Source organism: Streptomyces sp. NPDC001157, assembly GCF_053598255.1.
In genome coordinates this window covers 1-23,578 of record NZ_JBSFJW010000026.1, presented here as the reverse complement: position 1 = coordinate 23,578, position 23,578 = coordinate 1, and the positions used below count along the sequence as shown (strand labels likewise).

At 70.3% G+C, this 23,578-nt stretch carries 25 protein-coding genes and 2 pseudogenes; 9 read left to right on the top strand and 18 right to left on the bottom strand.

The window, feature by feature from the left end:
• Positions 1 to 3 precede the first annotated feature (3 nt).
• From ACWDAG_RS33630 to egtA, 7 genes are all read right to left on the bottom strand, one after another.
• Entirely contained in the window at positions 4 to 693 is a 690-nt protein-coding gene (locus ACWDAG_RS33630) for a polysaccharide deacetylase family protein (RefSeq protein ID WP_450699334.1), read from the bottom strand.
• Entirely contained in the window at positions 690 to 1,364 is a 675-nt protein-coding gene (locus ACWDAG_RS33625; protein ID WP_450699333.1) for a glycoside hydrolase family 11 protein, read from the bottom strand. Before ACWDAG_RS33625 ends, ACWDAG_RS33630 begins: the two co-directional genes overlap by 4 nt.
• A 215-nt stretch (positions 1,365 to 1,579) precedes the next feature.
• Positions 1,580 to 2,419, bottom strand: coding sequence for an endonuclease/exonuclease/phosphatase family protein (locus tag ACWDAG_RS33620; RefSeq protein ID WP_450699332.1), 840 nt, complete (start codon positions 2,417 to 2,419; stop codon positions 1,580 to 1,582).
• Between the two features lie 127 nt (positions 2,420 to 2,546).
• Positions 2,547 to 3,509 (bottom strand): L-histidine N(alpha)-methyltransferase, encoded by a 963-nt coding sequence (gene egtD / locus ACWDAG_RS33615; RefSeq protein ID WP_450699331.1) that lies wholly within the window; start codon positions 3,507 to 3,509, stop codon positions 2,547 to 2,549.
• Positions 3,506 to 4,297, bottom strand: coding sequence for an ergothioneine biosynthesis protein EgtC (gene egtC, locus ACWDAG_RS33610; RefSeq protein ID WP_450699330.1), 792 nt, complete (start codon positions 4,295 to 4,297; stop codon positions 3,506 to 3,508). The genes egtD and egtC overlap by 4 nt, the downstream gene beginning before the upstream one ends.
• On the bottom strand, positions 4,297 to 5,631 hold the full coding sequence (gene egtB, locus ACWDAG_RS33605; protein WP_450699329.1) for an ergothioneine biosynthesis protein EgtB: 1,335 nt from the start codon (positions 5,629 to 5,631) through the stop codon (positions 4,297 to 4,299). The genes egtC and egtB overlap by 1 nt, the downstream gene beginning before the upstream one ends.
• Positions 5,628 to 6,947 carry an ergothioneine biosynthesis glutamate--cysteine ligase EgtA gene (gene egtA / locus ACWDAG_RS33600; RefSeq protein ID WP_450699328.1) on the bottom strand — a complete coding sequence of 440 codons (1,320 nt, stop codon included), beginning with the start codon at positions 6,945 to 6,947 and terminating at the stop codon, positions 5,628 to 5,630. The genes egtB and egtA overlap by 4 nt, the downstream gene beginning before the upstream one ends.
• A gap of 288 nt (positions 6,948 to 7,235) precedes the next feature.
• Between egtA and ACWDAG_RS33595 the strand changes: the two genes are divergently transcribed.
• Positions 7,236 to 8,066 (top strand): TIGR02452 family protein, encoded by an 831-nt coding sequence (locus ACWDAG_RS33595; protein ID WP_450699327.1) that lies wholly within the window; start codon positions 7,236 to 7,238, stop codon positions 8,064 to 8,066.
• A gap of 148 nt (positions 8,067 to 8,214) precedes the next feature.
• On the opposite strand, the gene ACWDAG_RS33590 is transcribed toward ACWDAG_RS33595, so the two are convergent.
• The gene (locus tag ACWDAG_RS33590; protein ID WP_450699326.1) at positions 8,215 to 8,616 is read right to left on the bottom strand and encodes a hypothetical protein; all 402 of its coding nucleotides are present in this window, start codon (positions 8,614 to 8,616) and stop codon (positions 8,215 to 8,217) included.
• A 111-nt stretch (positions 8,617 to 8,727) separates the two neighbouring features.
• Between ACWDAG_RS33590 and ACWDAG_RS33585 the strand changes: the two genes are divergently transcribed.
• The 3 genes from ACWDAG_RS33585 (at position 8,728) to ACWDAG_RS33575 (ending at position 11,454) form a co-directional block, all read left to right on the top strand.
• A complete protein-coding gene (locus tag ACWDAG_RS33585; RefSeq protein ID WP_450699325.1) occupies positions 8,728 to 9,405 on the top strand; it encodes a helix-turn-helix transcriptional regulator in 678 nt (225 codons plus the stop codon).
• Positions 9,405 to 9,836, top strand: a complete 432-nt coding sequence (locus tag ACWDAG_RS33580; protein WP_450699324.1) for a hypothetical protein — start codon at positions 9,405 to 9,407, stop codon at positions 9,834 to 9,836. Before ACWDAG_RS33585 ends, ACWDAG_RS33580 begins: the two co-directional genes overlap by 1 nt.
• Before the next feature lie 286 nt (positions 9,837 to 10,122).
• Positions 10,123 to 11,454 carry a phosphatase PAP2 family protein gene (locus tag ACWDAG_RS33575; RefSeq protein WP_450699433.1) on the top strand — a complete coding sequence of 444 codons (1,332 nt, stop codon included), beginning with the start codon at positions 10,123 to 10,125 and terminating at the stop codon, positions 11,452 to 11,454.
• A gap of 43 nt (positions 11,455 to 11,497) precedes the next feature.
• On the opposite strand, the gene ACWDAG_RS33570 is transcribed toward ACWDAG_RS33575, so the two are convergent.
• The 5 genes from ACWDAG_RS33570 to ACWDAG_RS33550 all read right to left on the bottom strand — a co-directional run bounded on the left by ACWDAG_RS33570 (position 11,498) and on the right by ACWDAG_RS33550 (position 15,637).
• Positions 11,498 to 11,944: a type II toxin-antitoxin system PemK/MazF family toxin gene (locus ACWDAG_RS33570; RefSeq protein WP_450699323.1), complete on the bottom strand. Its 447-nt coding sequence runs from the start codon at positions 11,942 to 11,944 to the stop codon at positions 11,498 to 11,500.
• 21 nt (positions 11,945 to 11,965) lie between these two features.
• Positions 11,966 to 12,175: an antitoxin gene (locus ACWDAG_RS33565; protein ID WP_450699322.1), complete on the bottom strand. Its 210-nt coding sequence runs from the start codon at positions 12,173 to 12,175 to the stop codon at positions 11,966 to 11,968.
• Between the two features lie 161 nt (positions 12,176 to 12,336).
• A complete protein-coding gene (locus tag ACWDAG_RS33560) occupies positions 12,337 to 13,824 on the bottom strand; it encodes a flotillin family protein (protein WP_450699321.1) in 1,488 nt (495 codons plus the stop codon).
• 143 nt (positions 13,825 to 13,967) lie between these two features.
• Complete coding sequence (locus ACWDAG_RS33555; RefSeq protein WP_384207927.1) at positions 13,968 to 14,186, bottom strand: hypothetical protein; 219 nt, start codon at positions 14,184 to 14,186, stop codon at positions 13,968 to 13,970.
• A 26-nt stretch (positions 14,187 to 14,212) separates the two neighbouring features.
• Positions 14,213 to 15,637: an amidase gene (locus tag ACWDAG_RS33550; protein ID WP_450699320.1), complete on the bottom strand. Its 1,425-nt coding sequence runs from the start codon at positions 15,635 to 15,637 to the stop codon at positions 14,213 to 14,215.
• Positions 15,638 to 16,040: 403 nt separating this feature from the next.
• Here ACWDAG_RS33550 and ACWDAG_RS33545 point away from each other — a divergent pair.
• Positions 16,041 to 16,352 (top strand): annotated as a pseudogene (locus tag ACWDAG_RS33545) (glycoside hydrolase family 43 protein); the annotation flags it as partial.
• Here the strand turns inward: ACWDAG_RS33545 and ACWDAG_RS33540 are convergent.
• From ACWDAG_RS33540 to ACWDAG_RS33530, 3 genes are all read right to left on the bottom strand, one after another.
• Positions 16,273 to 16,875, bottom strand: a complete 603-nt coding sequence (locus ACWDAG_RS33540) for a SigE family RNA polymerase sigma factor (RefSeq protein ID WP_450699319.1) — start codon at positions 16,873 to 16,875, stop codon at positions 16,273 to 16,275. The pseudogene ACWDAG_RS33545 and the gene ACWDAG_RS33540 sit on opposite strands and share 80 nt — an antisense overlap.
• A 241-nt stretch (positions 16,876 to 17,116) precedes the next feature.
• Positions 17,117 to 17,758, bottom strand: coding sequence for an RICIN domain-containing protein (locus tag ACWDAG_RS33535; protein WP_450699318.1), 642 nt, complete (start codon positions 17,756 to 17,758; stop codon positions 17,117 to 17,119).
• A gap of 298 nt (positions 17,759 to 18,056) precedes the next feature.
• A complete protein-coding gene (locus ACWDAG_RS33530) occupies positions 18,057 to 18,524 on the bottom strand; it encodes a DUF2690 domain-containing protein (RefSeq protein ID WP_450699317.1) in 468 nt (155 codons plus the stop codon).
• Between the two features lie 587 nt (positions 18,525 to 19,111).
• On the opposite strand from ACWDAG_RS33530, the gene ACWDAG_RS33525 reads away from it, so the two are divergent.
• Entirely contained in the window at positions 19,112 to 19,243 is a 132-nt protein-coding gene (locus ACWDAG_RS33525; protein ID WP_450699316.1) for an nSTAND1 domain-containing NTPase, read from the top strand.
• A gap of 34 nt (positions 19,244 to 19,277) precedes the next feature.
• Here the strand turns inward: ACWDAG_RS33525 and ACWDAG_RS33520 are convergent, their stop codons facing one another.
• Positions 19,278 to 19,754: a hypothetical protein gene (locus tag ACWDAG_RS33520; protein WP_450699315.1), complete on the bottom strand. Its 477-nt coding sequence runs from the start codon at positions 19,752 to 19,754 to the stop codon at positions 19,278 to 19,280.
• A 310-nt stretch (positions 19,755 to 20,064) separates the two neighbouring features.
• On the opposite strand from ACWDAG_RS33520, the gene ACWDAG_RS33515 reads away from it, so the two are divergent.
• Both ACWDAG_RS33515 and ACWDAG_RS33510 read left to right on the top strand, forming a co-directional pair.
• Entirely contained in the window at positions 20,065 to 20,553 is a 489-nt protein-coding gene (locus tag ACWDAG_RS33515; protein ID WP_450699314.1) for a GNAT family N-acetyltransferase, read from the top strand.
• 512 nt (positions 20,554 to 21,065) lie between these two features.
• Complete coding sequence (locus tag ACWDAG_RS33510; RefSeq protein ID WP_450699313.1) at positions 21,066 to 21,443, top strand: peptidase M23; 378 nt, start codon at positions 21,066 to 21,068, stop codon at positions 21,441 to 21,443.
• A 74-nt stretch (positions 21,444 to 21,517) separates the two neighbouring features.
• Here the strand turns inward: ACWDAG_RS33510 and ACWDAG_RS33505 are convergent, their stop codons facing one another.
• Positions 21,518 to 21,967 carry a hypothetical protein gene (locus ACWDAG_RS33505; protein WP_450699312.1) on the bottom strand — a complete coding sequence of 150 codons (450 nt, stop codon included), beginning with the start codon at positions 21,965 to 21,967 and terminating at the stop codon, positions 21,518 to 21,520.
• Between the two features lie 252 nt (positions 21,968 to 22,219).
• Here ACWDAG_RS33505 and ACWDAG_RS33500 point away from each other — a divergent pair.
• Positions 22,220 to 23,443: pseudogene (locus tag ACWDAG_RS33500) on the top strand (hypothetical protein).
• The last annotated feature ends 135 nt before the right edge of the window (positions 23,444 to 23,578 follow it).

The window sequence follows — 23,578 nt, the reverse complement described above, 5'->3', positions numbered from 1 at the left end:
CGGTCAGGACGGGGCCGTGGCGCGGCCGGTCTGCGGGGAGATCACGCCTGCGCACAGATTGCGGGCGGCCAGGCCCTGTGCGATGCGTGGGATCGCGGCGACCGTGTTGGCGGGGCAGTCGTGCATGAGGATGACCTGCCCGTTGGTGAGCCGGGAGGCGGCGGCCACGATCGCATCCGTACTGGCGCCGTTCCAGTCCTGCGAGTCGACGTTCCAGAGGATCTCGGTCAGACCGTACTTGGCCTCCACGGTCCTCACCGTCGCGTTGGTCTCGCCGTACGGCGGCCGGAACAGTCTCGGCGTGCCGCCGCCCGCGGCCGCGATGGCCTGTTGGGTGCGGGAGATCTCCGAGTCGATCTGCGCCTGGCCGAGCTGGGGCAGGTGCGGGTGGGTGTAGCTGTGGTTGCCGACCCACATGCCCGCGGCGACCTGGGCCTTCACCTGCGCCGGGTAGGCGGCGGCGTACCGGCCCTCGTTGAACATGGTGGCCCGCAGCCCGTTCTGCTTCAGTGCGTTGAGCAGGGCCGTCGTGTTGCCGGACGGGCCGTCGTCGAAGGTGAGTCCGACGTAGCCGTTGCAGGTGGCGGCCTGGGCCGGAGCGGGGTGGAGGGCGAGGGTGCCCGTGGCGGCCAGTGCGACGGCGGCCAGGGCCGTCGTCCAGGGACGTAACGGGAGACCTCGTCCGGTGCTCATCCCGACACCGTGATGTTGGAGCTGCCGCTGCTCTGGTAACCCTCGGTCGCGAGGATCATGTAGTACTTGAAGCTGCCGAGGGGCATCCCGGCGCGTGCCCAGGCGTCGAAGTGGTTGCCGGTGGTGATGGTGCCGCCGGTCCGCTTCGACTGCCGCACGCTCCAGTACTGGTTGAAGGTCCTGTTGCCCTCGACGGACGGGGCGTTGTACCGCGTCGTCTGGTAGATGTCGTACGTGCCGCCGTCGCTGGTCACGGTGCCCTTGTACGACCCCGTGGGCCGGTAGGTGCCCCAGTTGTCGACGATGTAGTACTCGACGAGCGGGTTCGACGTCCAGCCGTACAGGGACAGGTAGCCGTTGCCGGACGGGTTGAAGCTGCCCGAGTAGCTCACGTTCCGGCGGGCGCCGGTGCTCCAGCCCTTGCCGGCGACGAAGTTGCCGGTGTTCCTCCAGCTGGTGCTGTAGTTGCCGCCGGAGTTCAGGGTCATGGAGACCGTGCCCTGCGCGTCGGTCCAGAACGAGTAGTAGAAGCCGTTGTCGGTGCCGGTCTGGTTCGTGGTGATGACCGTGGCGGCGCGAGCGGTGCCGGGCAGAGCCAGCACCGACGCGGCGCCCAGCATCAGGCCGCAGGCGGTCCTGCGGTTCATCGGCAGTGCGGGTTTGCCGTTCATGCGGGGGTTCCTCCTCGCTGTTCGAGGCCGGGTATTGGTCGAACAGTGTTGGCCTGTCCCCGTCAAGCGTCAATAGTTTCGGCATTGATCGCGAAACATTCGTAGCCCTGTACAGCGGAACTATTGAGGAAGAGGGCTTGTTCGGACCATTACCCGGTTGAGAATCTCGAATGTTTCGATGGATTCTCCGCACCGTCGAAGTCGGTGAATGCCGCTTACGTCGCGTCCAGGTCGGCGTAGAGCAGATGGTGATCCGAGTACGAGGTGGGTTGCACGCGGTGGCCCAGCGGGGCGATGCCTCGTAGGAAGACGTAGTCGAACCTGCTCCGCCAGTCGGTGGTCGGCTCGCAGGCGCCGGTGGGCAAGGGGCGGCACCGGGGGTCCGCATCGACGGCCAGTGCCCACATCCGGGCGAGCTCGGGAGCGTCCGGCGTGGCGTTGAAGTCGCCGAGGACGATGGCGCGTTCGTGCCGGGCGACCTCAGTGGCGAGTACGGCGGTCTGGTCCGCGCGGACTGCCTGTTGACGCCGTTGGGCGAGGTGGGTGTTGAAGACCCGGACGGGCCGGCCGTCCACCGTCGTGGTGACGGCCATGTAGCCGCGGTCTTCGGAGCCGCCGTCGGGGTATTCCACCGTGACGCGGTCTGTCATCGGTGCCGCCGAGAGGATCGCCTGGCCGAAGCCTCCCGGACTCCACGGTGCCCCACCGCAGCGACCCCAATTCCGAAGAACCGGCCCGTACTCGACGTGGTAGACCAGCCCATAGAGGCGCTTCAGGTAGTCCCGGATCCGCTCGACGTCACTCACGCACGCTTCCTGCAGGCCGGCGACCTGGGGCGCATACGTGGCGATCTCCGCCGCCCGGTCGACGTCACCCGCCTTGCAGGGGTTGCAGAGGTTCCACGTCATCACCCGGTTCGGTACGACATCCCTGGCGGCATCGGCGGGCAGTGACCTGGCGAGGAGGGCGCCGCCCGGGACGCTGGGGCCGACGAGCAACATGCAGGCCACGACCATGGCGCCCGCGAGCAACCGCGTGCCCCTTTCGAGCACCATCCCCTCCTCGAAGCATCCGACGTCTCCCTGCACGAGGTTATGGGACCCACATGTCGGCAAGGGCTGTTGTGCCGGCGAGTGACGGGCCCGACCGCCGTACCCGGCGGTCGGGCCCAGGGTGCAGAGGTCAGCGCGCCACGCTCAGCGACAGCGCGAAACGGCCCTCCGTGTCGGTCCACCAGTGCGTCAACTCCAGCCCCGCCGCGGACAGTTCGGCTCGTACGCCGTCCCTGCGGAACTTCGCCGAGATCTCCGTGCGCAGCTCCTCGCCCTCGTCGAAGTCGACGGCGAGGTCGAGTGCGGGGATCTTCACCGACTGCGCGGTGCGCGAGCGCAGACGCATCTCGATCCACTCGTTGGCGGTGTCCCACAGGGCTACGTGATCGAAGGCGCCCGGGTCGAAGTCGGCGCCCAACTCGCGGTTGACGACGGCGAGGACGTTCTTGTTGAAGGCCGCCGTCACACCGGCCGCGTCGTCGTACGCCCGGACCAGCACCTTCTCGCCCTTGACCAGGTCCGTGCCGAGCAGCAGCGCGTCACCGGGGGAGAGGAGGGAGCGGATCGAGGCGAGGAACGCGGCCCGTTCGACCGGCAGCAGGTTGCCGATCGTGCCGCCGAGGAACGCGATCAGCCGCGGGCCCGGAGTGTCCGGCAGCGTCACGCTCGCCGTGAAGTCGGCGATCAGCGCATGGACTTGGAGGCCGGGACGCTCGGCGACGAGCGCCTCCCCGGCATGGGTGAGCGCGCTCTCGCTGACGTCGACGGGCACGTACGTGTGCAGGTCGGTCAGCGCATCCAGCAGATAGCGCGTCTTCTCCGAGGACCCCGAGCCGAGTTCGATCAGGGTACGGGCGTGCGTCGCCGCGGCGATCTCGCCCGAGCGGGCGACGAGGATCTCCCGCTCGGCGCGCGTCGGGTAGTACTCGGGCAGCTCGGTGATCTGCTCGAACAGCTCGCTGCCGTGGGCGTCGTAGAACCACTTCGGCGGCAGCGTCTTGGGTGTGCCGGTGAGGCCGTTGAGGACGTCGGCGCGCAGGGCGGCGTCCGTGGCGTCCTCGGGCAGCGTGCGGGTGAGAAGGAACGGACTCACGTACGGGGCTCCTTCGGTGGTGCGGTGGCCAAGGTGTCGCTCGGCTCCTTGAGGGGGGTGAGCAGCACGTCGGTGCGGCTCGCCGCGAGCAGTGTGCGGTCGGGGACCTCCTGCCAGTGCGGGTCGTCGTCGTAGGGCTCGGAGGCCACGACGGTGCTGCGGCCGGGCTGCGACAGGTACCAGAGGGTGTCGCCCCAGGTGGTGGCCGTGATGGTGTCGCCGTTGGTGAGCAACAGGTTGAGCCGGGAGCCGGGGGCCGCCTCGGCGACCTCCACGACCGTGTCGGCCAGCGCCTGCGCCTCGTCGTCGCCGCCGCGCAGCCGCGCCAGGACCAGCGCCCACACGAGCGCGGAGTCGTTGCGGGCCTCCATCGACAGCACGTCGACGGCGGGCAGGCTCGCCACCAGGGGCGCCAGCGAGCCCGGCCACCCCTTCACCGCACCGTTGTGACTGAACAGCCAGGGCCCCGCCGCGTACGGTGCCGCCGCGGCCTCCGCGTCGGCACCCGACAAGGTCGCATCCCGTACGGCGGCCAGGACCGCCCCCGAGCGCACGACGCGGGCCAGGTCGGCGAAGGACAGGTCCGCCCAGATGGGCCCGGCCCGGCGGAAGCGGGCCGGCACCGGGTCGCCCTCGGCATACCAACCCACCCCGAAACCATCGGCGTTGACCGTCCCGTACCGCTGCCGCCGAGGCGCCCACGACTGGCGGTACAGGCTGTGCGCGGGCTCCACGAGGACTCTGCCGAGCGGTTCCTCGGGGCCCAGGTACGCCAGGTGACGGCACATCAGACAGCCCCCGCGGAGCGGGCGGTGCGGAACCCTGAGAAGATCTGCCGCCGGATCGGGTAGTCCCAGTTGCGGAACGTCCCCCGGCAGGCCACCGGGTCCACGGCGAACGAACCGCCGCGCAGCACCTTGTACTCGGGCCCGAAGAACACCTCCGAGTACTCCTTGTACGGGAAGGCCTCGAAGCCCGGGTACGGCGCGAGATCGCTCGACGTCCACTCCCACACGTCACCGATCAACTGCCGTACGCCGAGCGGGGATTCGCCCTCCGGGTAGCTGCCGGCCGGGGCCGGGCGCAGATGCCGCTGGCCGAGGTTGGCGTGCTCGGGTGCCGGGTCGGCGTCGCCCCACGGGTAGCGCATCGAGCGGCCACTCGCGGGGTCGTGGCGGGCGGCCTTCTCCCACTCGGCCTCGGTGGGCAGCCGCCGCCCGGCCCAGCGGGCGTAGGCATCGGCCTCGTACCAGCACACGTGCACAACCGGCTCGTCGGGCGGCACCACCTCGGTGACGCCGAAGCGGCGCCGCAGCCACTGCTTGCCGTCGCGCTTCCAGAACAGCGGGGCGTGCAGGGAGTGCTCGCGGATGTGCGCCCAGCCGGCCGCCGTCCACCAGCGCTCGTTGTCGTAGCCGCCGTCGTCGATGAACGCCTGGTAGGCGGCGTTCGTCACCGGGGTGGTGTCGATGTAGTACGGCGCCACCTCGCGCCGGTGCGCCGGGCGTTCGTTGTCCAGCGCCCATGGCTCGGTGGAGGTGCCCATGGTGAACGGGCCGCCGGGGACCAGGACTTCGGCCGGTCCGGTGAACAGCGGCACCGGGTCCGGGTCCGGGGCGGTCAGAGCCTGTGGGCCCTTGCGGAGCTGATGCGTGATCAGCATCGTCTCGTCGTGCTGCTGCTCGTGCTGCGCGATCATCCCGAAGGCGAAGCCCGCCTCCGTGAGTCTCGTGCCGTGGAAGTCAGCCTTCTCCAGCAGGTCCATCACCCGCCCGCGCACCTCCGAGGCGTAGCTGCGGGCCTCGGCGGGCGGCAGCAGCGGCAGCGAGGGGCGTTCGGAGCGCGGGTGCTCGAAGGCGTCGTAGAGGCCGTCGATCTCGGGGCGCATCGCCTCCCGGCCGGCGACGGCCCGCAGCAGCCACAGCTCCTCCTGGTTGCCGATGTGCGCCAGGTCCCACACCAGCGGCGACATCAGCGGCGAGTGCTGCGCGGTGAGGTCGGGCTCCTCGACGCAGCTGGTCAGGAGGGTGGTGCGGTCACGTGCGGTGGTCAGGGTGGTCAGGGCCCGCTCGCGCAGGGTCTCTGCGTCGATCGAGGGTTCGTCGAGGGCGGGGTCGGTCATGATGTGCGGAGATCCTTCCCGTGCGGGCGCCGGTCGGTGCCGCGCACCCGGTCCAGCAGGTCGTCGGCCGGGCTGCGGCCCTGCATGACATAGCGGTCCAGGTACGCCGCCACGGCGTCCGTGACCTGGGCGGTGGCGCCGAGCCGGGGCAGGGCGTCGAGCGCGGCCATGAAGCAGGTGACGGCCGCCTCGTGCAGCTCGGGGTCGGCCAGGCCGTCTCGGGCCGCGTCGATCCACAGCGGATTGTGCGGCGCCGACAGCGAGAGCGCCCGTTCGGCCAGCGGCTTCACGGTGCGGTACGCGGTCTCGGCGGCCCCCGGGTCGTCGAAGAGCGCCGTCGTCACGGCGAGCGGGACGATCCACCCGTCGTCGCCGGGCTGTGCGTCGATCATGCGCAGTTCGAGGAAGCCACGCGGTCTGACCGGCGGGAACAGCGTCGTGATGTGGTAGTCGAGGTCCGCGCGGGTGGGCGGCCGCGGCGCCCCCGACCTGGCCCACTCCCGGAAGGTCAGCCCCTCCGGAACATCCCAGGGCCCGTCGTCCCGGCGCACGCACATCACCGGCGAGTCCAGGACGTGCCGCGCCCAGGCCCGGCGGGGATCTCCGTCCAGCGGGGGTGCGCCTGCCCGGCCTGGGCCTATCTCCAGCCACAGCAGCTGCCGGGTGGAGCGCCAGCCGGTGGGTTCGCGTCCGGCCAGCGGGGAGTTGGCGAAGGCGGCGACCAGGACCGCGCCCAGCTGGTGCGCCAGCCACCAGCGCCGACCGTGGCCGAGAGGGCCGGGCTCCTCGTATCCGGCGTCCAGGCAGACCTGGACGGAGGCCGAGGTGCACATCATGCGGCGCCCCGACGGGCCGGTGCGGTCCAGGCAGGTCTCCATGGCGTCGTAGCGCGGCTCGTGCAGGAACCGGCGCGGCGGATGCCAGGGGTCGTGTCCGATGCCGACGAGGCCGAGATCCAGCCCGGCGAGGGCGGAGCGGACGGCGTCGAGGTCGGCGGAGACGGTACCGATGCACTCCATCAGGGAGGTGGCGGGCGGGGAGCTCAGCTCCAGCTGGCCGCCGGGTTCGACGGTGAGCGCCGACCTCAGGGGCACGGTCCGCAGTGCGGCGTAGGCCGCTTCGAGTCGTTCGGGTGTGACGGGGAGCTGCGGTGTGCGCAGCTCGTGGACGAGCCATTCCACTTCGACCCCGACGTTTCGGGGTGGGCCGGTCTTGAAACAGATGCCCCGGACCAGTGCCTCCACCTCGGGCGGGGTGAGGGCGGTGCGGGGCTCCGTACAGTCGCTCGCCGGAGCGGCGCTCGGCGTATCTGACATGTCGGGAACCTCCTGAGATTCGACCGTGCCGCCGGCCCGGCCCGTCAGGTGCCCGGACGGCAGCACTCGTCCCACCCAAGACCCTCCCGCCGTATCGCACAAGGGTGCGTATCGGCATGTTCCGGCTCGGTAATCTCCTCGTTCCGGGCGTTTCCTATGGCTTTCCTGGGCGTTCGCGGACGCGGAAACTCTGTTGCACCGCATGTCCAGGATCGCCCACGATCGGTCCATGAGCACGACGGGGGAGCGCGCACGGCGCGCGCGCACGGCGCACACGGGGGTGGCGCCATGAGCGCGCGCCTGCGCGGCATCGCGCAGCAGACACAGCAGATCGTGGCGGCGGGCGGGTATCAGGCGTCCGACGGGCGCGAGGTGTCCATTGCCGCGGCGGTGGAGGCGGCGCGGGCCGGCACGCGCAGGTACGGGCCGGACCCTGTGCCGGTGTCACCGACCGCCGCCGCCGACACGTACATCGAGGTCACCGGCGAGAGCAGCCTGGAGGCCGCGCGGCGGCTCGGCGGGCAGGTGGCGGTGTTGAACTTCGCCTCGGCCCGCAACCCGGGCGGCGGCTTCCTGAACGGCGCCCAGGCCCAGGAAGAGGCCCTGTGTCGCGCCTCCGCGCTGTACACATGCCTGCTCGGGGTCCCGGAGTTCTACGACCACCACCGCACCCACCGCGACCCCTTCTACACCGACCGGGTCATCCATTCCCCTGGGGTGCCCGTCTTCCGCGACGACCGCGGCCGCCTGCTGGACGAGCCGTACACCGCGGGCTTCCTGACCGCCGCCGCCCCGAACGCGGGAGTGATCAGACGTACTGCCCCGCAGCGCACCGCCGAACTGCCGCAGGCCCTGGCCGTCCGCGCCGAGCGGGTGCTGGAGACGGCCGCGGCCCACGGCTACCGGCACCTCGTGCTGGGCGCCTGGGGCTGCGGGGTCTTCCAGAACGACCCGGCGCAGGTGGCGGGCGCATTCCGGGCGCTGCTCGGCCCCGAAGGCCGATTCGCCCGGGCCTTCGCGCGTGTGACGTTCGGGATCCTGGACCGCACGGCGGGCCATACGGTCCGAGGCGCCTTCGAGCGGGCTTTCCCGGTGGCGCAGCCGCAGTCGAGTCGGTGAGTGATCTGGGTGAGACCCCCGCAGACGGGGGATGCTGCGGGGGTCTCACTTAGGAAGACGGACGAAGGACGGCCCGAGTTCCCCGGCTCCAGCACTTTGCCAATCGTTGCTTTGGCACAGGTCCCATGGGTCCGTGCCCGGTGCGGTCTCAGCGAGCCTGGCCGATCTGCAGGCCCGCACGGCGCCGGTGGACCGTCAGGTAGGCAAGTCCGTCGTCTCCCGCGGTGATGCTGCGGGTGGAGCCGTGGGGGAGCCAGAGGAGGCTGCCCGTGGTCAGGGACTGCATCTCGTCGCCCGGCCCGGCGCCGAGGACGCCGTCACCGGCGACGACGAGCACCAGTACATCCAGGTCGGGCTCCGCGTGCGGGGCGACATGGCGGCCCGGAGTCAGCCGGACCACATTGGCGTCGAGTTGGCGTCCGCTCTCGGCGAGTTTCCACAGCACCGCCGTATCGCTCGAAGCACTGGCGGCCAAGGCGTCGGTGTTGCACAGGATGCGAGGCATCGCCGCCTCCGCGTCCCGGCCGGCCCGCCCCTCGCCCTTGCTCATCGGCTCCCCTCCATCTGTCCGCGCTCACCGGCCCTGCCGCTCGCCCACTAATTATTACAAGTATCATTTGGAGAAAATGGCTGCAGGTGGGAGAAGGGTGGTGAGGGGGGCATGCCCGGGGCGCACAGAAGCCCACGCCGTCGCGAGGTCCTCGACGTGCTGCGCACGGCCACGGCTCCGCTCGGTGTCGCGGAGGCGGCCGAGCGCATCGGAGTCCACCCCAACACCGTCCGCTTCCACCTGGAGGCGCTGACCGGCGAGGGCCTCGTCGAGCGGCAGGTACTGGAGCCCTCCGGGCGCGGGCGACCGCGCACCGTCTACGCGCCGAGGCCCGGCATGGACCGTGGCGGAACCCGCAGCTATCGGCTGCTGGCGCGGATGCTGCTCAGCCAGGTTGCCGCCACGGGCTCCGACGCGCCGTCCATGGCGATGGAGGCCGGCCGCGCATGGGGCCGTTCCTTGGTCGAGCCGCCACCCCCGTCCCGGCGGCCCACTCCCGAGGAGTCGGCGGGCCGGCTCGTCGACCTGCTGGACGGCCTCGGCTTCGCCCCGGATCCGGAAGGCGGCACGGTGCCGTCACGGATCCGGCTGCGGCACTGCCCCTTCCTCGAACTCGCCGAGGAGTACGGCCAGTTGGTCTGCCCGCTCCACCTGGCCCTGATGCAGGGCGCATTGGCCGAGCTGCGCGCCCCGCTGACCGCGACCGCTCTGGAACCGTTCGCCGAACCCGATGCGTGCCTGGCCCACCTGGCGCCCGCACCGCAGCGGACAGCGGAAAGGCATGCCTGATGTACCCCACGTGGAGGGCGGTGGCGGTCGCGGTCGCTTTCGTCTGGCTCGGCATGGTGCTGGCGATCTCCTTCCTGGAGGCACCGCTCAAATTCCGCGCGCCGGGCGTGACCGTCCCCATCGGGCTGGGGATCGGGCGGCTGGTCTTCCGGGCGCTGAACCTTGTCGAGGCCGTGCTCGCCGTCGTGGTCGTGGCCGCCGTCGCGACGGGCGATCCGCCCAGCCGGGTCGTGGGGCCGGTCGCCGCCGCGGCGGTCCTGCTCCTCGCGCAACTGCTCGTCGTGCGCCCGCGCCTCAACCGCAGGTCGGACCGGGTCCTGGCGGGCGAGGACCTGCCCCGCTCGCGCGACCACCTGTACTACGTCGCCCTCGAAGCCGCCAAGGTCGCGGCGCTGATCGCCCTGGGGATCGGTCTGTTGACTGCCCGGTGAGTGAACCCTGTTCGGCCCGAACGGGTCTTCTCAGTCGGTGCGGGCATCGCGAGACTGCCCGTGACCAGCGAAACCCACTTGCACCGCCCCGATAGCATGTTCGAGCCCATGACGATCGCCGCCCCAGTCCGCCCTATACCCGAAAAACCATGCCATCCAGCACTAGAAGCGACTTGACTAACCAACATCTGAAAAATCGGCCAGCCAATTGATACCCAGAGAATCGCGGGTGTTTCCGCGAATAAGATCCGGTCTTTCCTTCGCCACCTGGTGGCGGCCGCGGACGCTGCTGTGGACCGCGGCGGGTGTAGTGGTGCTCGGATTCCTCCTCGCGCTGGAGGTCGCCGCGCGCCACTACGGCCTGCCGGGGCCGCTCACGACCCAGGTGCAAGAGGTGGTGCTGCCCCCGAAATCGGGTTTCCTCCTGTACGCCAGCATGGGTTTGATGATGGTGGTGCTCACCCGGCGGGAGCGGTTCGTCGCGGCCGGTACCGCGATAGGCATCGACATCGTCTTCGTACTGGTGCGGTGGGCGTGCGACGTCAAGGTGACCGACGGCCATCATCCGTTCGGGAACGGCGCATTGTGGGTGATTCTGGGCTGCGCGGTCATCGCGGTCACGCGCCGCACCGGCCGGGAACGTGTCCTGCTGCTGAAGGGCGTCGGCCTCGCCCTGCTGTTGGTGGCCGGCCGCAAGACCGGTGACACCTGGCTGCTCATCACGTCGAAGACGCGCCCGATGGTGCTCGACCAGTACGTGGCGACCGCCGATCACGCGCTGGGCAATCCGTCGTGGCTGGTGGGCCAGGTCGTCAAGGCCACCGGCCCGGTCGGCTTCCATCTGCTCGACTTCGTCTACGGCCAGCTCGCGGTGGCCGCCGTCGCCGTGACGCTGTACCAACTGCGCAACGTGGCCGCCGAGCGCCGCTTCCCGAGCCACCATCTGGTGCGCACGTTTCTGATGATCGGCCTGCTCGGCCCTGCCATCTACATGCTCTTCCCGGTGGTCGGACCGATCTTCGCGTACGGCGCCGGCACCGACCACTGGCCGAGCCCCGACATGGGGGTGGTAACACCGCCCACCGTGAACTGGGCGGTGGCCGACATATGGCCGCACACGCTGCCGTCGCTCAACACCCCGCACCCGATGCCGTTCGACGCGTTCACCCCCCGCAACTGCATGCCCAGCCTGCACACGGCGTGGGCCACCGCGATCTTCATCCATTCCCGCAAGGGCCCACGCGTGCTGCGCTTCGCCGGCACGTTCTGGCTGATCGCGACGCTCAGCGCAACGCTGGGATTCGGCTACCACTACGGCGCGGACCTCATCGCCGGCGCCGTGTTCACGCTCACCATCGAGGCAGCCCTGCGCGCGCACGCCCGCGGCTGGGAACGCTCGGGCATCCAGCTGGTCGCGTACGGCGCAGCGGTCTTCGCCGCACTGCTGGTGTCGTATCGCTATCTGCCGATGGAAATGGCCAGGCACCCGTGGGTGTTCGGGCCGCTGCTCCTGCTGGCGCTGATTTCAGTGATCTACGGCTATGTACGGACCACCAGAGCGTGGGAGCCGACGGTCGCTCCCGCACGGCAACTGGAACCGCAGCCCGAACCGGCGTGACCTGCGCGCGAGGCCCCGGCCGGTCGCGCCGGGGCCCGTGCCTTCAGCTCCAGCCGTAGCGCTCCGCCAGCCGCTGCCGCACCAGGTTGAACCGCCCGCGGTCCAGAGCGCAGGCCTCCCGGCGCATGCCGTCCTCGTGCAGCCGCAGCACCCGGTCCACGTCTACCCAGGAGTCGCGGCCGGTCCGGTCCCAGGGGCCGCTGCCGATCGCCACCCACTCCCGGTCGCCGTCGTGCCGCTTGCTGGACAGCTGCACGGCGAGCAGGGTGCCGGCGCTCTCGCGGGCGACCACCAGCACCGGGCGGTCCTTGCCGCGGCCGTCGTTCTCCTCGAAGGGCACCCAGGTCCACACGATCTCGCCGGGGTCGGGGTCGCCGTCGTGCGCGGGGGAGTACTCGGTGCGCACCCTGCCGACCTGGCGGGGGTCGGCCTCGGTGGTGGCGGTGGGGCCGAAGCGGCCCGGGACGTTCTCATCGGTAAACGCAGTCACGCAGGCACCCTAGAGGACCGGTCACCCGGAGTCGTCCGAGGCCTGTTCGCCCAGGCGCTGGACCACGTCCTTGGCCTTCTCCACGCCGGTGTCGATCTGGTCGCTGTACTTGCCGTCCGTCTTGTCGTCGACGAGATCGCCCGCCTTCTCCAACCCCTCGCCGATGGCCTCGCCATGCGCCTCGGCGACGTCTTCCGCCTTGTCCTTGAGGTTCTTCAGAGACTCGAACATCGAAGTGTCCTCCTCCAGTTGCACAGGTGACCGGGCACAGGGCCGATGCTCTCCGCGTGACAGCGGACCGGGCAAGAGGGCGCTCGAAGCGCACCGGGGGTACAAACGGGCCTGGGGTCCTCGGAACGGACCGAGGACCCCAGGCGCCGTAAACCGTCCGGCTATCCCTCCTTCTCCACCGGCACCTTCTGCGACGGCGGTGCCGCTATCCCGTTCAGAGACGGCGAAGTCTCCTTCGGGGTCTGCCCGTTCTGGTTCATCGAGGCCAGCAGCTGGCGGGCCAGGCCGAGACCCGTGCCGCCCATGGTGAGCGCCTTGGCGAGCATGTCGGCCATGCCGTCCGCGCCGTTGAGCACCACCATGTTGTCGACGCTGCCGAAGGCGGACGCACCCGCCTTGACGATCTCCGGCCAGTTCTCGGCGAGTTGCTGGGCGACGACCGCCTCCTGGTTCTCGGCGAGGGCCGCGGCCCGCGCCTTGATGGCCTCCGCCTCGGCGAGACCCTTGGCCTTGGTCGCCTCGGCATCCGCCAGACCCTTGGCCTGCGCGGCGGCCGCCTCGGCCTCACCGGTGGCCCTGGTCGCCGTGGCGGCCGCGGCGCCCCGTGCCTTGGTCGCCTCGGCCTCCGCGCTCGCGGCCGTCTTGACCCGGGTCGCCTCGGCGGCGGCCGCCAGCTCGGTCTCCTTCGCCTTGGCCTGCGCCGCCGAGATCCGCGCGTCGCGCTCGGCCTCGGCCAGCGTGCGCTTCTCGTAGGCCTTGGCGTCCGCGGGCTTGCGGACGTCCGCCTGGAGCTGCTGCTCCCGCCGGTGCGCCTCGAGTTCGGCGACCCGGGTCTCCTGCACGACGACCTCCTGCCGGGCCGCGGCATCGGCGAGCGGACCCGCCTGCCGCGCCTGTGCGGCCGCCTTGTCCCGCTCGGCCTGGTAGCCGGCTTGCAGGATCTCGCTGTCCCGGGTCGCCTCCGCCATCCGCGCGAACGACTGCTGCTCGGCCTCGGTGGCCAGCCGGTTCGACTCCGCCTGCGCGATCCGCGCGTCCCGCTGGACGGCGGAGGCGTGCGGTGCGGCCAGGTTCTGGATGTACCCGGTCGGGTCCTCGATCTCATGGATCTGCAGGGAGTCCACGATGAGCCCCAGCTTCTCCATCTCCGTGCCGCAGGCGGCCCGGGTCTGCGCGGTGAGCTTCTCCCGGTCGCGGATCATGTCCTCGACGGTCAACCCGCCGACGATGGACCGCAGATGACCGGCGAACACGTTGTGCACCCGCTCCGCCATCAGCTTCTGCTGGTCGAGGAAGCGGCGGGACGCGTTCGCGATCGAGACGTAGTCGTCGCCCACCTTGAAGATGACCACGCCGCGCACCTTGAGCGGAATGCCCTGGTGGGTCACGCAGTCCACATGCAGTTCGGTCTCGTTCAGGTCGAGCGAGAGCTTGCGCACCGCCTGCACACCGGGCAGCACCAGCGTGCCGCGGCCGGTGACGATGCGGAAGCCCATGCCCTCCCCGAGCCCCTCCGTCTTGTGCTTCGAGCCGGAGATGACGAGCGCCTCGTTGGGCTCGGCGACGCGCCACATGAGCTTGAACAGACCGATCAGAACGAGAATGGAGGCAACCACCACTCCCGCAACGACGCCGACGATCATCGGCATACGCCCCCTTTGCATGGTGCCCTTTCGGCACCGAACGAAGGGAGTGTGCTCCTGTGCGAGGCCGGAGTGAAGACGCCGACGAATCCTTGTCGTTTTCTTGACGCCCGCCCCTTGCCAAGGCTCTCACCTGGGGCGGAGCACGCTCAACTGTCGTACGCGGCGGTGACGTAGACGGTCCTGGGCGGCAGGTACTCGACGACCATCACGACCGTGCCCCGCTCGATCCGGTCGGTCCCGGAGGCGGCGTACGCGAGGAAGTGCTCGGCGCCGCCCCGCACCCGGACGATCACCTCGCCGACGAGCCCGGGCCCGACCGTACCGGTGACCCGCCCCATGAGCCCGACCATCGACGCATCGTCCATGGTCACAGGGTACGGGCCGAACCCGCCTACGCCGCCGGGGAGTCCGTGACGGCCCGCTGCGGCGGCCACGCCTCGTGCCAGCGCAGCTCCGCCTCCACCTGCGCGGCGAACGAGATCAGCAACGGCTCGCTGCCGGCCGGCCCGAGCAGTTGCGCCCCGACGGGCAGCCCGCCGCTCACGAACCCTGCGGGCACGTTGATCCCGGGCCAGCCCAGCACGTTCCACGGCCAGGCATACGGGCAGGCGGCGATCATCGCGCGGTCGGTGGCGAAACCGCTCAGCTGCAGCATCGCGCCGATGCGCGGCGGGGGAGCGGCGGTGGTGGGCGCGAGGACGACGTCGTACGACTCGAAGAAGCCGCCGATACGACGGTGCAGCACCGCTTCCGCCCGCCGCGCCGCCCGGAGCGGCACTCCGCCCAGCAGCCGGCCGAGCCGGGCGGCGTCGCGGGTGCGCCGGTCGAGGAGTGCGGGGAAGGGAGCCTCGGCCACGCGCTCGGCGATGCCGACGGTGGCGCGGGGAACGAAGGTGAGTCCGATCTGCCCGTAGGGCGGGTCGGCCTCCTCCACGACATGCCCCAACGCGCTGATCTGCTCGGCGAGTTGGAGCACCCGGGCGCGGACCTCGGGTTGCAGGCGCGCGGGCACGGCGGTGAACGGAGGCTTGAGGGAGAGCGCGATGCGCAGCCGCCCGGGCTCGCGGCCCACCGCCTCCGAGGCGTTGATGGCCGCCGGTTGGTGCGGATCGCGCGCGTGGTTGCCGCTCGCGGCGTCGAGGAGCAGGGCGGCGTCCGCGACCGTACGGGCAAGGGTGCCGTTGACGGTGATGCCCTGGAACGACTCGCCACGCGGCCAGGTCGAGATGCGGCCGCGCTGCGGTTTGATGCCGACGAGATGGGTCCAGGAGGCGGGGATGCGCACGGATCCGGCGCCGTCGGAGCCGAGCGCGGCGGGCACAAGACCGGCGGCGACGGCGGCGGCCGACCCGCCGGACGAGCCGCCGGGCGTGTGCTCCGGATGCCATGGATTGCGAGTCGCGCCGAAGGCGGGCCCCTCGGTGAAGGGCCACTGCCCGAACTCGCAGGTGTTGGTCTTGCCGACGACGACGGCCCCGGCCGCGCGCAACCGCCGTACGGCCTCGCCGTCCTCGGCGACCGGTGGGAACTCCCCGTCGCAGCCGAAGGCGGTCGGCTCGCCGGCCACGTCCATGTCGTCCTTGACGGCGACGGGCACGCCGAGCAGCGGTTTCCGCACCCCGGCGGCCAGCTGCCCGTCCGCCGCGTCGGCCTCGGCGAGGGCGGCCTCGGCTCGCACGATCCGGAAGGCGTTGAGGGTGGGCTGTGTCGCCTCGATCCGCGCGAGCGCCTGCTCGACGAGTGCCCGGGAGGTGGCTTCCCCGTCGGCGAGAGCTCGGGCGGACTCCGCCAGACCTGCGGCACGGTCGAGCGTCATACGGGACACCTCTCCGGGACGACATTGTCTACTGAACGGTAACGTCCAGCGGGTCGAAGCGGTACGGAATCTCGAACATCCCTTCCCTCGACGGCAATTCGATGAGCGCGGAGACGGGAACGCAACCGTCACGCAGCTGCCATCCAGTCCCGCTCAATCCATTGACGCACACAGGTCTCACCTTTACCTTCTGGCCGACTTGCCGAACTATGTTCGATATACCGGACGTGATGGTTTTCGGTTGGACCAAGGAGCCGCACGTGAGCACTCGCCCCCCACCCCGTCCCGCCGCGCGCTCCTGCGCGTGCTGGCCGCCCTGCCCGCCTCGGCGCTCGCACTAGCGAACTGCCCGGCCTGCTCGGCACGGCTTCGGCCGCGGTACCGGCGAGCGGCTCCGCCACCCGGCTCGACCTGCCACGCATTCACGAAGAACGAGACGGCCAAGTACATCGAGTACGGCGCGGCATCGAGCCTCACCGGCCCCTACACGATCACCAAGACCGGCGACTGGGCCGGCTGGGGCGGCTACCGCGAGGGCAACTACTACTGCAGCGACGGCTACGACACCTTCGCGACCTGGACGGCGCCGAAGGCGCTGCCCTCGATCTCCGGCACGGCACGCCACTTCACGGTCATCAAGGAGACGGTGTCAGGCGGGCCGAGCCTCGCGAAGAACGTGACGCGTTCCTTCCAGTCGGCGAACTGCACGACGCGGCAGCAGTCGAGGCGGCGTCAGGGTCGCGGCGCGCGATCTCCTGGCGGAGTCGGGTGAGCGCGCGGTGCAGTGTGCTCTTGACCGTGCCGGGGGCCATGTTGAGCGTGGCGGCGGTCTCGTCCGTGGTCATCTGCTCGTAGTACCGGAGCAGGACCACGCTGCGCTGTTTGGGGACAAGACCCTTCAGGACGTCCGTAAGCAGGGCCCTGTCGGCCTGTTGGCCGCTGGAGTCGTTGACGGACCCTTCGGGTAGGTGTGCGGTCGGAACTTCTTCCAGTTTCCGTGCCCGCCACCACTCGGTGCGTGTGTTGATCATGACGCGGCGCAGGTAGGCGTCGGCGAGTCGTTTGTCGGCGATGTGCTCCCAGTGGCGGTACATGCGTAACAGCGCGATCTGCAGGAGGTCCTGGGCGTCGAGCGGGTCGCCGACCAAGCGGCGGGCGCTGCGCAGCAGACCGTCCTGCCGGGTGCGGACGTACTCCTCGAATTCCAGTACCACCTCAGGGTGCTTGCTCGGGTTCACGTGACATGATCCTTTCGTATGTGAACGTGGGTGGTCGGTCCCGCTGTGCAGGCATGTGGCTTTCGGGCGATACCGGGCGGGGTCGGCCGGTGACCGCCCGCCCGGCGGCACTCGTTGCTCACCGCCTGCACGAAGTCCAGACGCGAGTCGCCTTGCGTCCCTCGTCCGGCAGCCGTTCATGGTCTGGAGCGCTGGTCGGTCCCCTCGCGCCGGCCAGTTCCCCGGGCCACGACAACGCCGGTCAGCGGAGAGTGAACTTCTGGTCCCGGGCGCCGTTGCACCGCCACAAGATCAGAGGGGTGTTGTTGGCTGTCTTTCCGCCCTTCACAGCCAGGCACTTGTCATGGTGGTTGCCTGCATACGGCCAGATCTGGCAATGGCGCTGCTGTGAGCTGCAGTTGAAGAGAAAGCTCTGGTTCGTGCGGCCGTTGCAGTTCCACAGGATGAGCTGGGTGCCCTTGCGGTAGTTGCCGGGGATGTCCACGCACAGGCCCATGTTTTGCGCCGGGTGGATCCGGTACGCGTTGTAGATGTCGAGCGCTTCGACGTACCACTTCTGGTTCTGCGCCCCGACGCAGCGGTACTGGTCCACCTTCGCTCCCTTGCGCACGCCACCGTGGGCGGTGATGCACGGGCCGCTGAAGTGCTCCGGAAGCCACCGGTAGGTGCCGGGGAAGCGCAGCGCGTTTTCAGCCGCCTGGGCTCGAGGGGCTGCTGCGGGGGCGGGCGGGTCTGCCTGAGCGGGGACGGCCGCAGCCAGACCGCCCGCCATGGTGATCGCCGTCGCAGCGATTGCGAGGCGCTTGTGTACCTGCATGATCTGATTCCCTTCTCCTGCGATCTGGACTGACTGGCAGGACGTGCCGGGTCGGGACAGTTCCACGGGGCTGTCCAGTCCTGCGCGGGCCACGACCGGTTGTCTGCCTCGGCTTCGCCGGCGAGCGAGGTGGTGGTTCGCGGTCGGTTCCGCGCCGATCCGTCCAGCCTGGTTGGCGAGGTGTTGCTGTGCGGGTGGCGGTGGAAACCGCAGGCCCACGGATACCTCGGTGTACCGGGCGTCCTGGATGCGGCGCGGAACACAGAGCGGAACGGCGCCTATAAAGGCTGCCGCGAAAGAATCAGGCTTCCCCGCCGAGCCTCTGCCGGGCCGCGGCGGCACCGGACCGCCCGGATCTCACCCCTCAGTACGAGCCGGTGCGGGCGAACATCTCGTGGGGGTCGTTGCCGACGTAGGACCAGGCGGTGGCGAAGCCGGTGGTGTTCTTGTCGTTGAGCATGGGCGAGAGCATCTCGATGGTGCCGGTATGGCGCTTGCAGGTGTAGTGCTTCATGTCGCTGTTGCGCCAGATGTTGCACCCCTCGCCATTCCATTTGTCCGTCGGGACGTTGGCGTCGACCATGGCCCACACGGTGCGGCAGCCGCGGCTGTACCACAGCGACGCGGTGACCGACACATGCAGGTGGTAGCGCGAGCTGTAGTACTTGTCGGTCTTCTTGTGGACGAGGCGTCCGGTGTCGGCGCAACCGGAGTAGATGGGATCCTTGCCGTCCCACACCCGGCCGGCCGCGTCGGCAGGGCCGGTGAAGACCAAGGTCGTGCCCGCCGCCAATGCAAGAGCGGCCACCCCGATGGACTTGATTGTGCGCACTTCGTCTCCTTTATCGATGCCGTGCGAGAGTCACCGGACGAGCCTCGGATGAGAGCGCGGTCAGTGCTCGTTGCCGTCACGTCATCGAGTTCAGCGGGCCGGGAATTGAATGGGCAGCCGGTTTTGCCACCCTGAACAATGGCCTCGTTGCAGGCCATGGGCATGGCCTTGGGGCGTTGGCCAAGGAGGTGGCTTCGGGTTGCCCTCCCCCCGCCGGAAGGTTGCGTACGTTGTCCGGCCTCGCGCCGCGTCCACGGGGGAAGCGACGGCCAGAGGGGTGAGTTGTCGATGGCGGGGCGTCCGGAGAGTCCGCTTGATCCCAGCACCGGGCCGGTGCCGCGGTTCGCTGCCGAGTTGCGCACACTCCGTGCGGAGGCTGGGAGTCCGACCTACCGGGTGAGGGCGCAGTGCACCGGGCAGGGGGTGAGCACCCTGTCGCAGGGGCCAGCGGTGAGCGGCAGCCCACCCTGCCGGTCGTCCCCGCCTACGTCCGTGCCGGCGGCGGCGATCCGGAGGAGTGGGAGGCTCGTTGGCGTGAGTCGGCCGCCCAGGCCGCGGCAGAGCCGCGCACCTAGGACGAGAACGCGGTGCCCCCGTACCGGGGGCTGGCTCGTTTCGAGCCGGGCGATGCCGAGCTGTTCTTCGGCCGTCACGGGCTCACCGACCGCGTGGTCGCGCTTACCTGGTCCCGCCGCTTCACCGCGGTGTTCGGCCCGTAGGGCAGTTGCAAGTCCTGTCTGCTGCGCGTGGGTCTCATCCTGCGCCTGCGCAGCCCGGGCTTCCGGTTCGCGGCCGGCCGCCGTGCGCGTCCTCATGCCCGGTGAGCACCCCTGCGCGTCCACGAGCCGCAGCTGATACCCAAGGACGCGACCAGTTCATCGACCGCCTCCTGACCGCGGCTTCGATCGCGAGAGGCTTGTCGTCGCGTGCGTCGAGGGTGAGCTGCCGGGCGGCCAGGTCGGCAGGCCGAAGGGCGTCGGCGCGCAGTGCCATGTCGCGGACCCTGGCGCGCTGGAGGCCGAGCGAGTCGTACACCGAAGTGCGCGGCGGATTCCTGTTGGTGCGCAGCCACTGGTAGTTGGCGGCCTCAGGGCCGTTGTCCGTCCAGTCCTGGGGCGTTGTGTCGAAGAAGTCCGGGTCGGATCCCAGGTGGCGGCGTGAGACGCCGGGCGCCGTCGACGTGCGGAGTATCTCGATCTGGCGCTCCTCGGAGGCCAGGGAGAAACACACCTGCCGGTGGGAGTCCTTGTCCGGGTCCCACTGCGGGTCCGTGCCCAGCTGGGTGATCCCATATCTGGCGCTGCGTCGCCGCGGTACGCACCCAGGAGACGAGGACCTTGTCGCGGGCGGCTCCCAGATCGGCTGCCGCGGCGTCGGCGAGGCCGCCCCCTGGGCGTCATAATCGTGTTCCGGATATTCAAGCTCCGCAGGCAGTTGCATCGGGGTCCGGGCGAGTGATTCCACGGAGCGGTGCGGGAGTGCCTGCCCGAGTGGTCGACCCGCTGTAGGAGGGCACTCCCCGGTGAGAAATACTCTCCCGATGAGTTCACGTACTTCCCCGGTCAGTCGGCCGATCACGATACGGAGGGCCGTCGCGCGGGATGCCAAACGGCTCACGCGGCTCGTGCGTGGCTCAGGCGCCTATGAGGGCAAGTACGCAGCCGCAGTCGCGGGCTACCGGGTCGGCCCTGATTACATCGAGGCCCACCGCGCCTTTGTGGCCGTCGGCGCCGACGAGCATGGAGGTCGGGTCCTCGGGTTCTACTCACTCGTGCTCGCTCCGCCGGAGCTCGACCTGCTGTTCGTTGCCGACGAGGCGCAAGGACAGGGTATTGGACGACTGCTCGTCGAACACATGCAGTCCGAGGCTCGTGCTGCCGGGCTCGACCGCCTCAAGGTCGTGTCGCATGTTCCCGCCGCGGACTTCTACCACCGTGTTGGTGCGGTGCGGACCGGGACCGCGCTCGCGAACCCGCCCGCCGTGCCGTGGGACCGTCCCGAATTCGAGTTTCGCATTCCTTCGGAATGACGCGGTGTGCGCGTCATCGCCGCCACCCCCGCCTCCGCCGACCGGGAGAACCACCTGCGGGACCGCACCGGAGCGTGGAAGGAATACGGACGGGCACACCTACGGCGGCAAGGGCAGTGGGATCAGGTTGCAGGCCGTGGATGGGGGCACCCATTTCAGGGACTGCCCTTCCACTGCCCCTGGCCACAACCGAGGAGACCGGCCTCCCGCAGGAACTTGAGGTGTCGGGGGGAAGACAGAGACGCCGATGACCGGCGCACGATGCCGCGCGGTGGACCGTAGCCAGGGGTCATGGATGTCGTCGAGCGTTTTTCGGTGGTGTTCGAGGTCCGTCGGCCAGCTGACGTGCCCCGATGGCCGCGGCTGATCCTGACAATTGTCAGGACCGTGTGGTTCCAGGTCTCCCTACAGTTCTGGACGTCGGCAGACAGCCCGTCTCGGGCGCTGCGGACCCGGAACACGATCGCTTCCGGCCAGACCGCACTCACCTTCGTCCTTCGGGGGACATACACATGAAGCGACTGATCAGCCGTACGGCCCTGGGCCTCGCGGTGACCGCTCTCGCCGTCGGCGGCCTCGCCACCACGGCCCACGCAACCCCGGCCGCCGTGGCCAACAGCGGCGACCCGAACCTCACCGACGTCTACATCTGGGCCACCGACGTCAACCTGCGCTCGCAGCCGACCACCGACTCGCCGCGGCTCGCGGTCCGTTCGCACTGGTGGGGAGACGCCTTGTGCCAGAAGCAGGGCCAGACCGTGAGCGACCCGGCCGTCGGCACCAACAACTGGTGGACCGCCGTCATGGAGTTCTCGGGAAGCGACATAGCCTGGGTGAACAACCTGTACATCCGGGGCGGCGAGAAGATCGCCGGAGTCCCGGACTGCTGACACCTCGTTCCCTCCACACGCCTGTGGCGGGCCACCGGCTTCCCGGTGGCCCGCCACGGTGCGTGTGCTGCGGCTCAGAACCAGGCGGTGTTCACCAGGTCGTGGCCGTCGCACGCGAGCAGGGCGCGCGAGACGCGGCCGTTGAGGTTGTTGCCCATCTGCGTGTAGGCGTAGTTGATGCCGGAGTCGACGGTCTCGGAGACCCAGCCGTCGACCCGGCCCGCGCCGTTGTCGGAGCGCTGCAGTACGGCCGCGCAGCCCGGCCGGGAGTTCTCGATCCGGGCGAACGAGCCGCACTTGTCGGAGTAGAAGTACTTCAGGGCCATGCCCTCGAAGTTCTGGGTGGGCCCGATCTGCCGGAACGTACCCGCGCAGAACGTGGTGGTGGGGTACTGCCCCTCTTGCCCGTAGAGCCCGTAGTCGCCGCCCGAGAACGGCTGGGCCTGGGCGGAGGCCGGAAGGAGCGCCATCACCGCGGCGGCGCCCCCCGCGGCCAGCAGTGTCCTGAGTGATCGGCGGCTCATGAGCCCTCTTTCGCGTGTGGTCGGTTGATCCGGTGGTGCGCGGCGACCGTCCGGCCGGCGCGCACTGGTCGTGACCGTACGGGGCGTCACCGCACCGCCGACACCTGACACTTATCAGGGTCGAATCCGCAGGTCGCCCCGCTCCGCCGGGGCCCTGACATCCGTCAGGACCGCCGCCCCGCCCGGACTCCTATCGTGGCGCCGCGGGCCAAGGTCCCGTAGGGCAACCCGGGCGATCCAGGAAGGGCAACCATGCGCATGCTCCTGCGCGGCGCCGCCACGCTCGCGGCCGTCGTCACGGTTGCGGCACTCACGAGCGGTGCGACGGCACAACCCCGGACGGGCAAGGCGGCCGGGACCGCCGGGACCTTCCAGACCTCCGCGGCCGTCCAGATCCCGCCCGGTGTCACGGCCGGCGTGGCCGTCTTCGACCGGCAGACCGGCACGTTCACCGAACAGGTCAACGAGAGCGCGCAGTTCCGGTCCGCCTCGGTCGTCAAGCTCCTGCTGGCCCTGGACTTCCTGTGGAACCGCGGGCCGGACTACGCGGTCCCCCCGGCCGACCGCGCCCGGCTGGAGGCGATGCTGCGCGGCAGCGACGACGCCGCCGCGAACCACTACTGGTCGACGTACGGCGGCCCGGCGATCATCAACCGGATGATCGCCCAGCCCTCGCTCGGTCTGCGGGACACGGCGCCGCCGCCCGCCCAGTACGCGGACTTCTGGGGCTACACCGCTCTTTCGGCCCCGATCTACCGGTACATCCTGGACAAGGCACCCGCCCCCGTCCGTGACTTCATCATGGACAACCTGCGCCGCTCCACTCGCTGCTCCTCCACCGACCACTTCGACCAGCACTTCGGCATCGCCGGGTCGTTCGACCGGCCCTGGGCGGTGAAGCAGGGCTGGTCCGGGGAGTACGCGAAGGGCACGTGCGGCTCTCAGACCCCGTCCTCGGGAACGCCGGCGAAGTCGGCCGCCCCGGCTCCCCGCGCCGCCCCGGCTCCCCGCGCCGCCCCGGCTCCCCGCGCCGCCGCGGCCGTGGACCTCACCCGCCCCGCACTGCACACCACCGGCACGGTCGGCGCGGACGACCGGGCGATCGTGGCCGTGCTGACGCTGCACCCGGTCGGCACCTCGTACGGCAAGGCGTACACCGATGTCGGCCGGCTGACCCGCTCACTGAACGTGCCGGGGGCGAAGCGGCCCGCCGGTACCTGGTTCGGCACCTAGGGCGAGTTCGTGAACGTCCGCAAGGGCCCGGCCACGGACGGTGACTCGATGACGCAGCTCCCCGCCGGTGTCGAGGTCCTGGTGGGCTGCCAGACCCGGGGCGAGGTGGTCAGTGTGCCGCCCTACACCAACGAGTGGTGGGCCTATCTGCCCCAGTACGGGGGCTACATCTCCAACATCTACATCAGCTCGCCGGACAACCGGCTGCCGAACGTCCCGGAGTGCGGCCCGCCGCTGCCGTGACGGGAACGGGGGACGAGCGGTGGGCGGGGCTGCAGCCCCGTGCTGCTCAGCACCGCGGAGGTGCCCGACGACGAGGAGGAGGACGAGCAGGCGGAGGAGACGGAGGAGGACGGCGAGGAGGCGAAGAGCAGCCAC

Bases quoted from the DNA above. Each gene is read 5' to 3' on its own strand.
- ACWDAG_RS33630 (WP_450699334.1), bottom strand. From the start codon at position 693: ATGAGCACCGGACGAGGTCTCCCGTTACGTCCCTGGACGACGGCCCTG.
- ACWDAG_RS33620 (WP_450699332.1), bottom strand. From the start codon at position 2,419: ATGGTGCTCGAAAGGGGCACGCGGTTGCTCGCGGGCGCCATGGTCGTG.
- ACWDAG_RS33510 (WP_450699313.1), top strand. From the start codon at position 21,066: ATGAAGCGACTGATCAGCCGTACGGCCCTGGGCCTCGCGGTGACCGCT.
- ACWDAG_RS33585 (WP_450699325.1), top strand. From the start codon at position 8,728: ATGCCCGGGGCGCACAGAAGCCCACGCCGTCGCGAGGTCCTCGACGTG.
- ACWDAG_RS33625 (WP_450699333.1), bottom strand. From the start codon at position 1,364: ATGAACGGCAAACCCGCACTGCCGATGAACCGCAGGACCGCCTGCGGC.
- ACWDAG_RS33590 (WP_450699326.1), bottom strand. From the start codon at position 8,616: ATGAGCAAGGGCGAGGGGCGGGCCGGCCGGGACGCGGAGGCGGCGATG.
- ACWDAG_RS33550 (WP_450699320.1), bottom strand. From the start codon at position 15,637: ATGACGCTCGACCGTGCCGCAGGTCTGGCGGAGTCCGCCCGAGCTCTC.
- ACWDAG_RS33595 (WP_450699327.1), top strand. From the start codon at position 7,236: ATGAGCGCGCGCCTGCGCGGCATCGCGCAGCAGACACAGCAGATCGTG.
- egtB (WP_450699329.1), bottom strand. From the start codon at position 5,631: ATGACCGACCCCGCCCTCGACGAACCCTCGATCGACGCAGAGACCCTG.
- ACWDAG_RS33555 (WP_384207927.1), bottom strand. From the start codon at position 14,186: ATGGACGATGCGTCGATGGTCGGGCTCATGGGGCGGGTCACCGGTACG.
- ACWDAG_RS33515 (WP_450699314.1), top strand. From the start codon at position 20,065: ATGAGTTCACGTACTTCCCCGGTCAGTCGGCCGATCACGATACGGAGG.
- ACWDAG_RS33580 (WP_450699324.1), top strand. From the start codon at position 9,405: ATGTACCCCACGTGGAGGGCGGTGGCGGTCGCGGTCGCTTTCGTCTGG.
- egtA (WP_450699328.1), bottom strand. From the start codon at position 6,947: ATGTCAGATACGCCGAGCGCCGCTCCGGCGAGCGACTGTACGGAGCCC.
- egtC (WP_450699330.1), bottom strand. From the start codon at position 4,297: ATGTGCCGTCACCTGGCGTACCTGGGCCCCGAGGAACCGCTCGGCAGA.
- ACWDAG_RS33565 (WP_450699322.1), bottom strand. From the start codon at position 12,175: ATGTTCGAGTCTCTGAAGAACCTCAAGGACAAGGCGGAAGACGTCGCC.
- ACWDAG_RS33560 (WP_450699321.1), bottom strand. From the start codon at position 13,824: ATGCCGATGATCGTCGGCGTCGTTGCGGGAGTGGTGGTTGCCTCCATT.
- ACWDAG_RS33505 (WP_450699312.1), bottom strand. From the start codon at position 21,967: ATGAGCCGCCGATCACTCAGGACACTGCTGGCCGCGGGGGGCGCCGCC.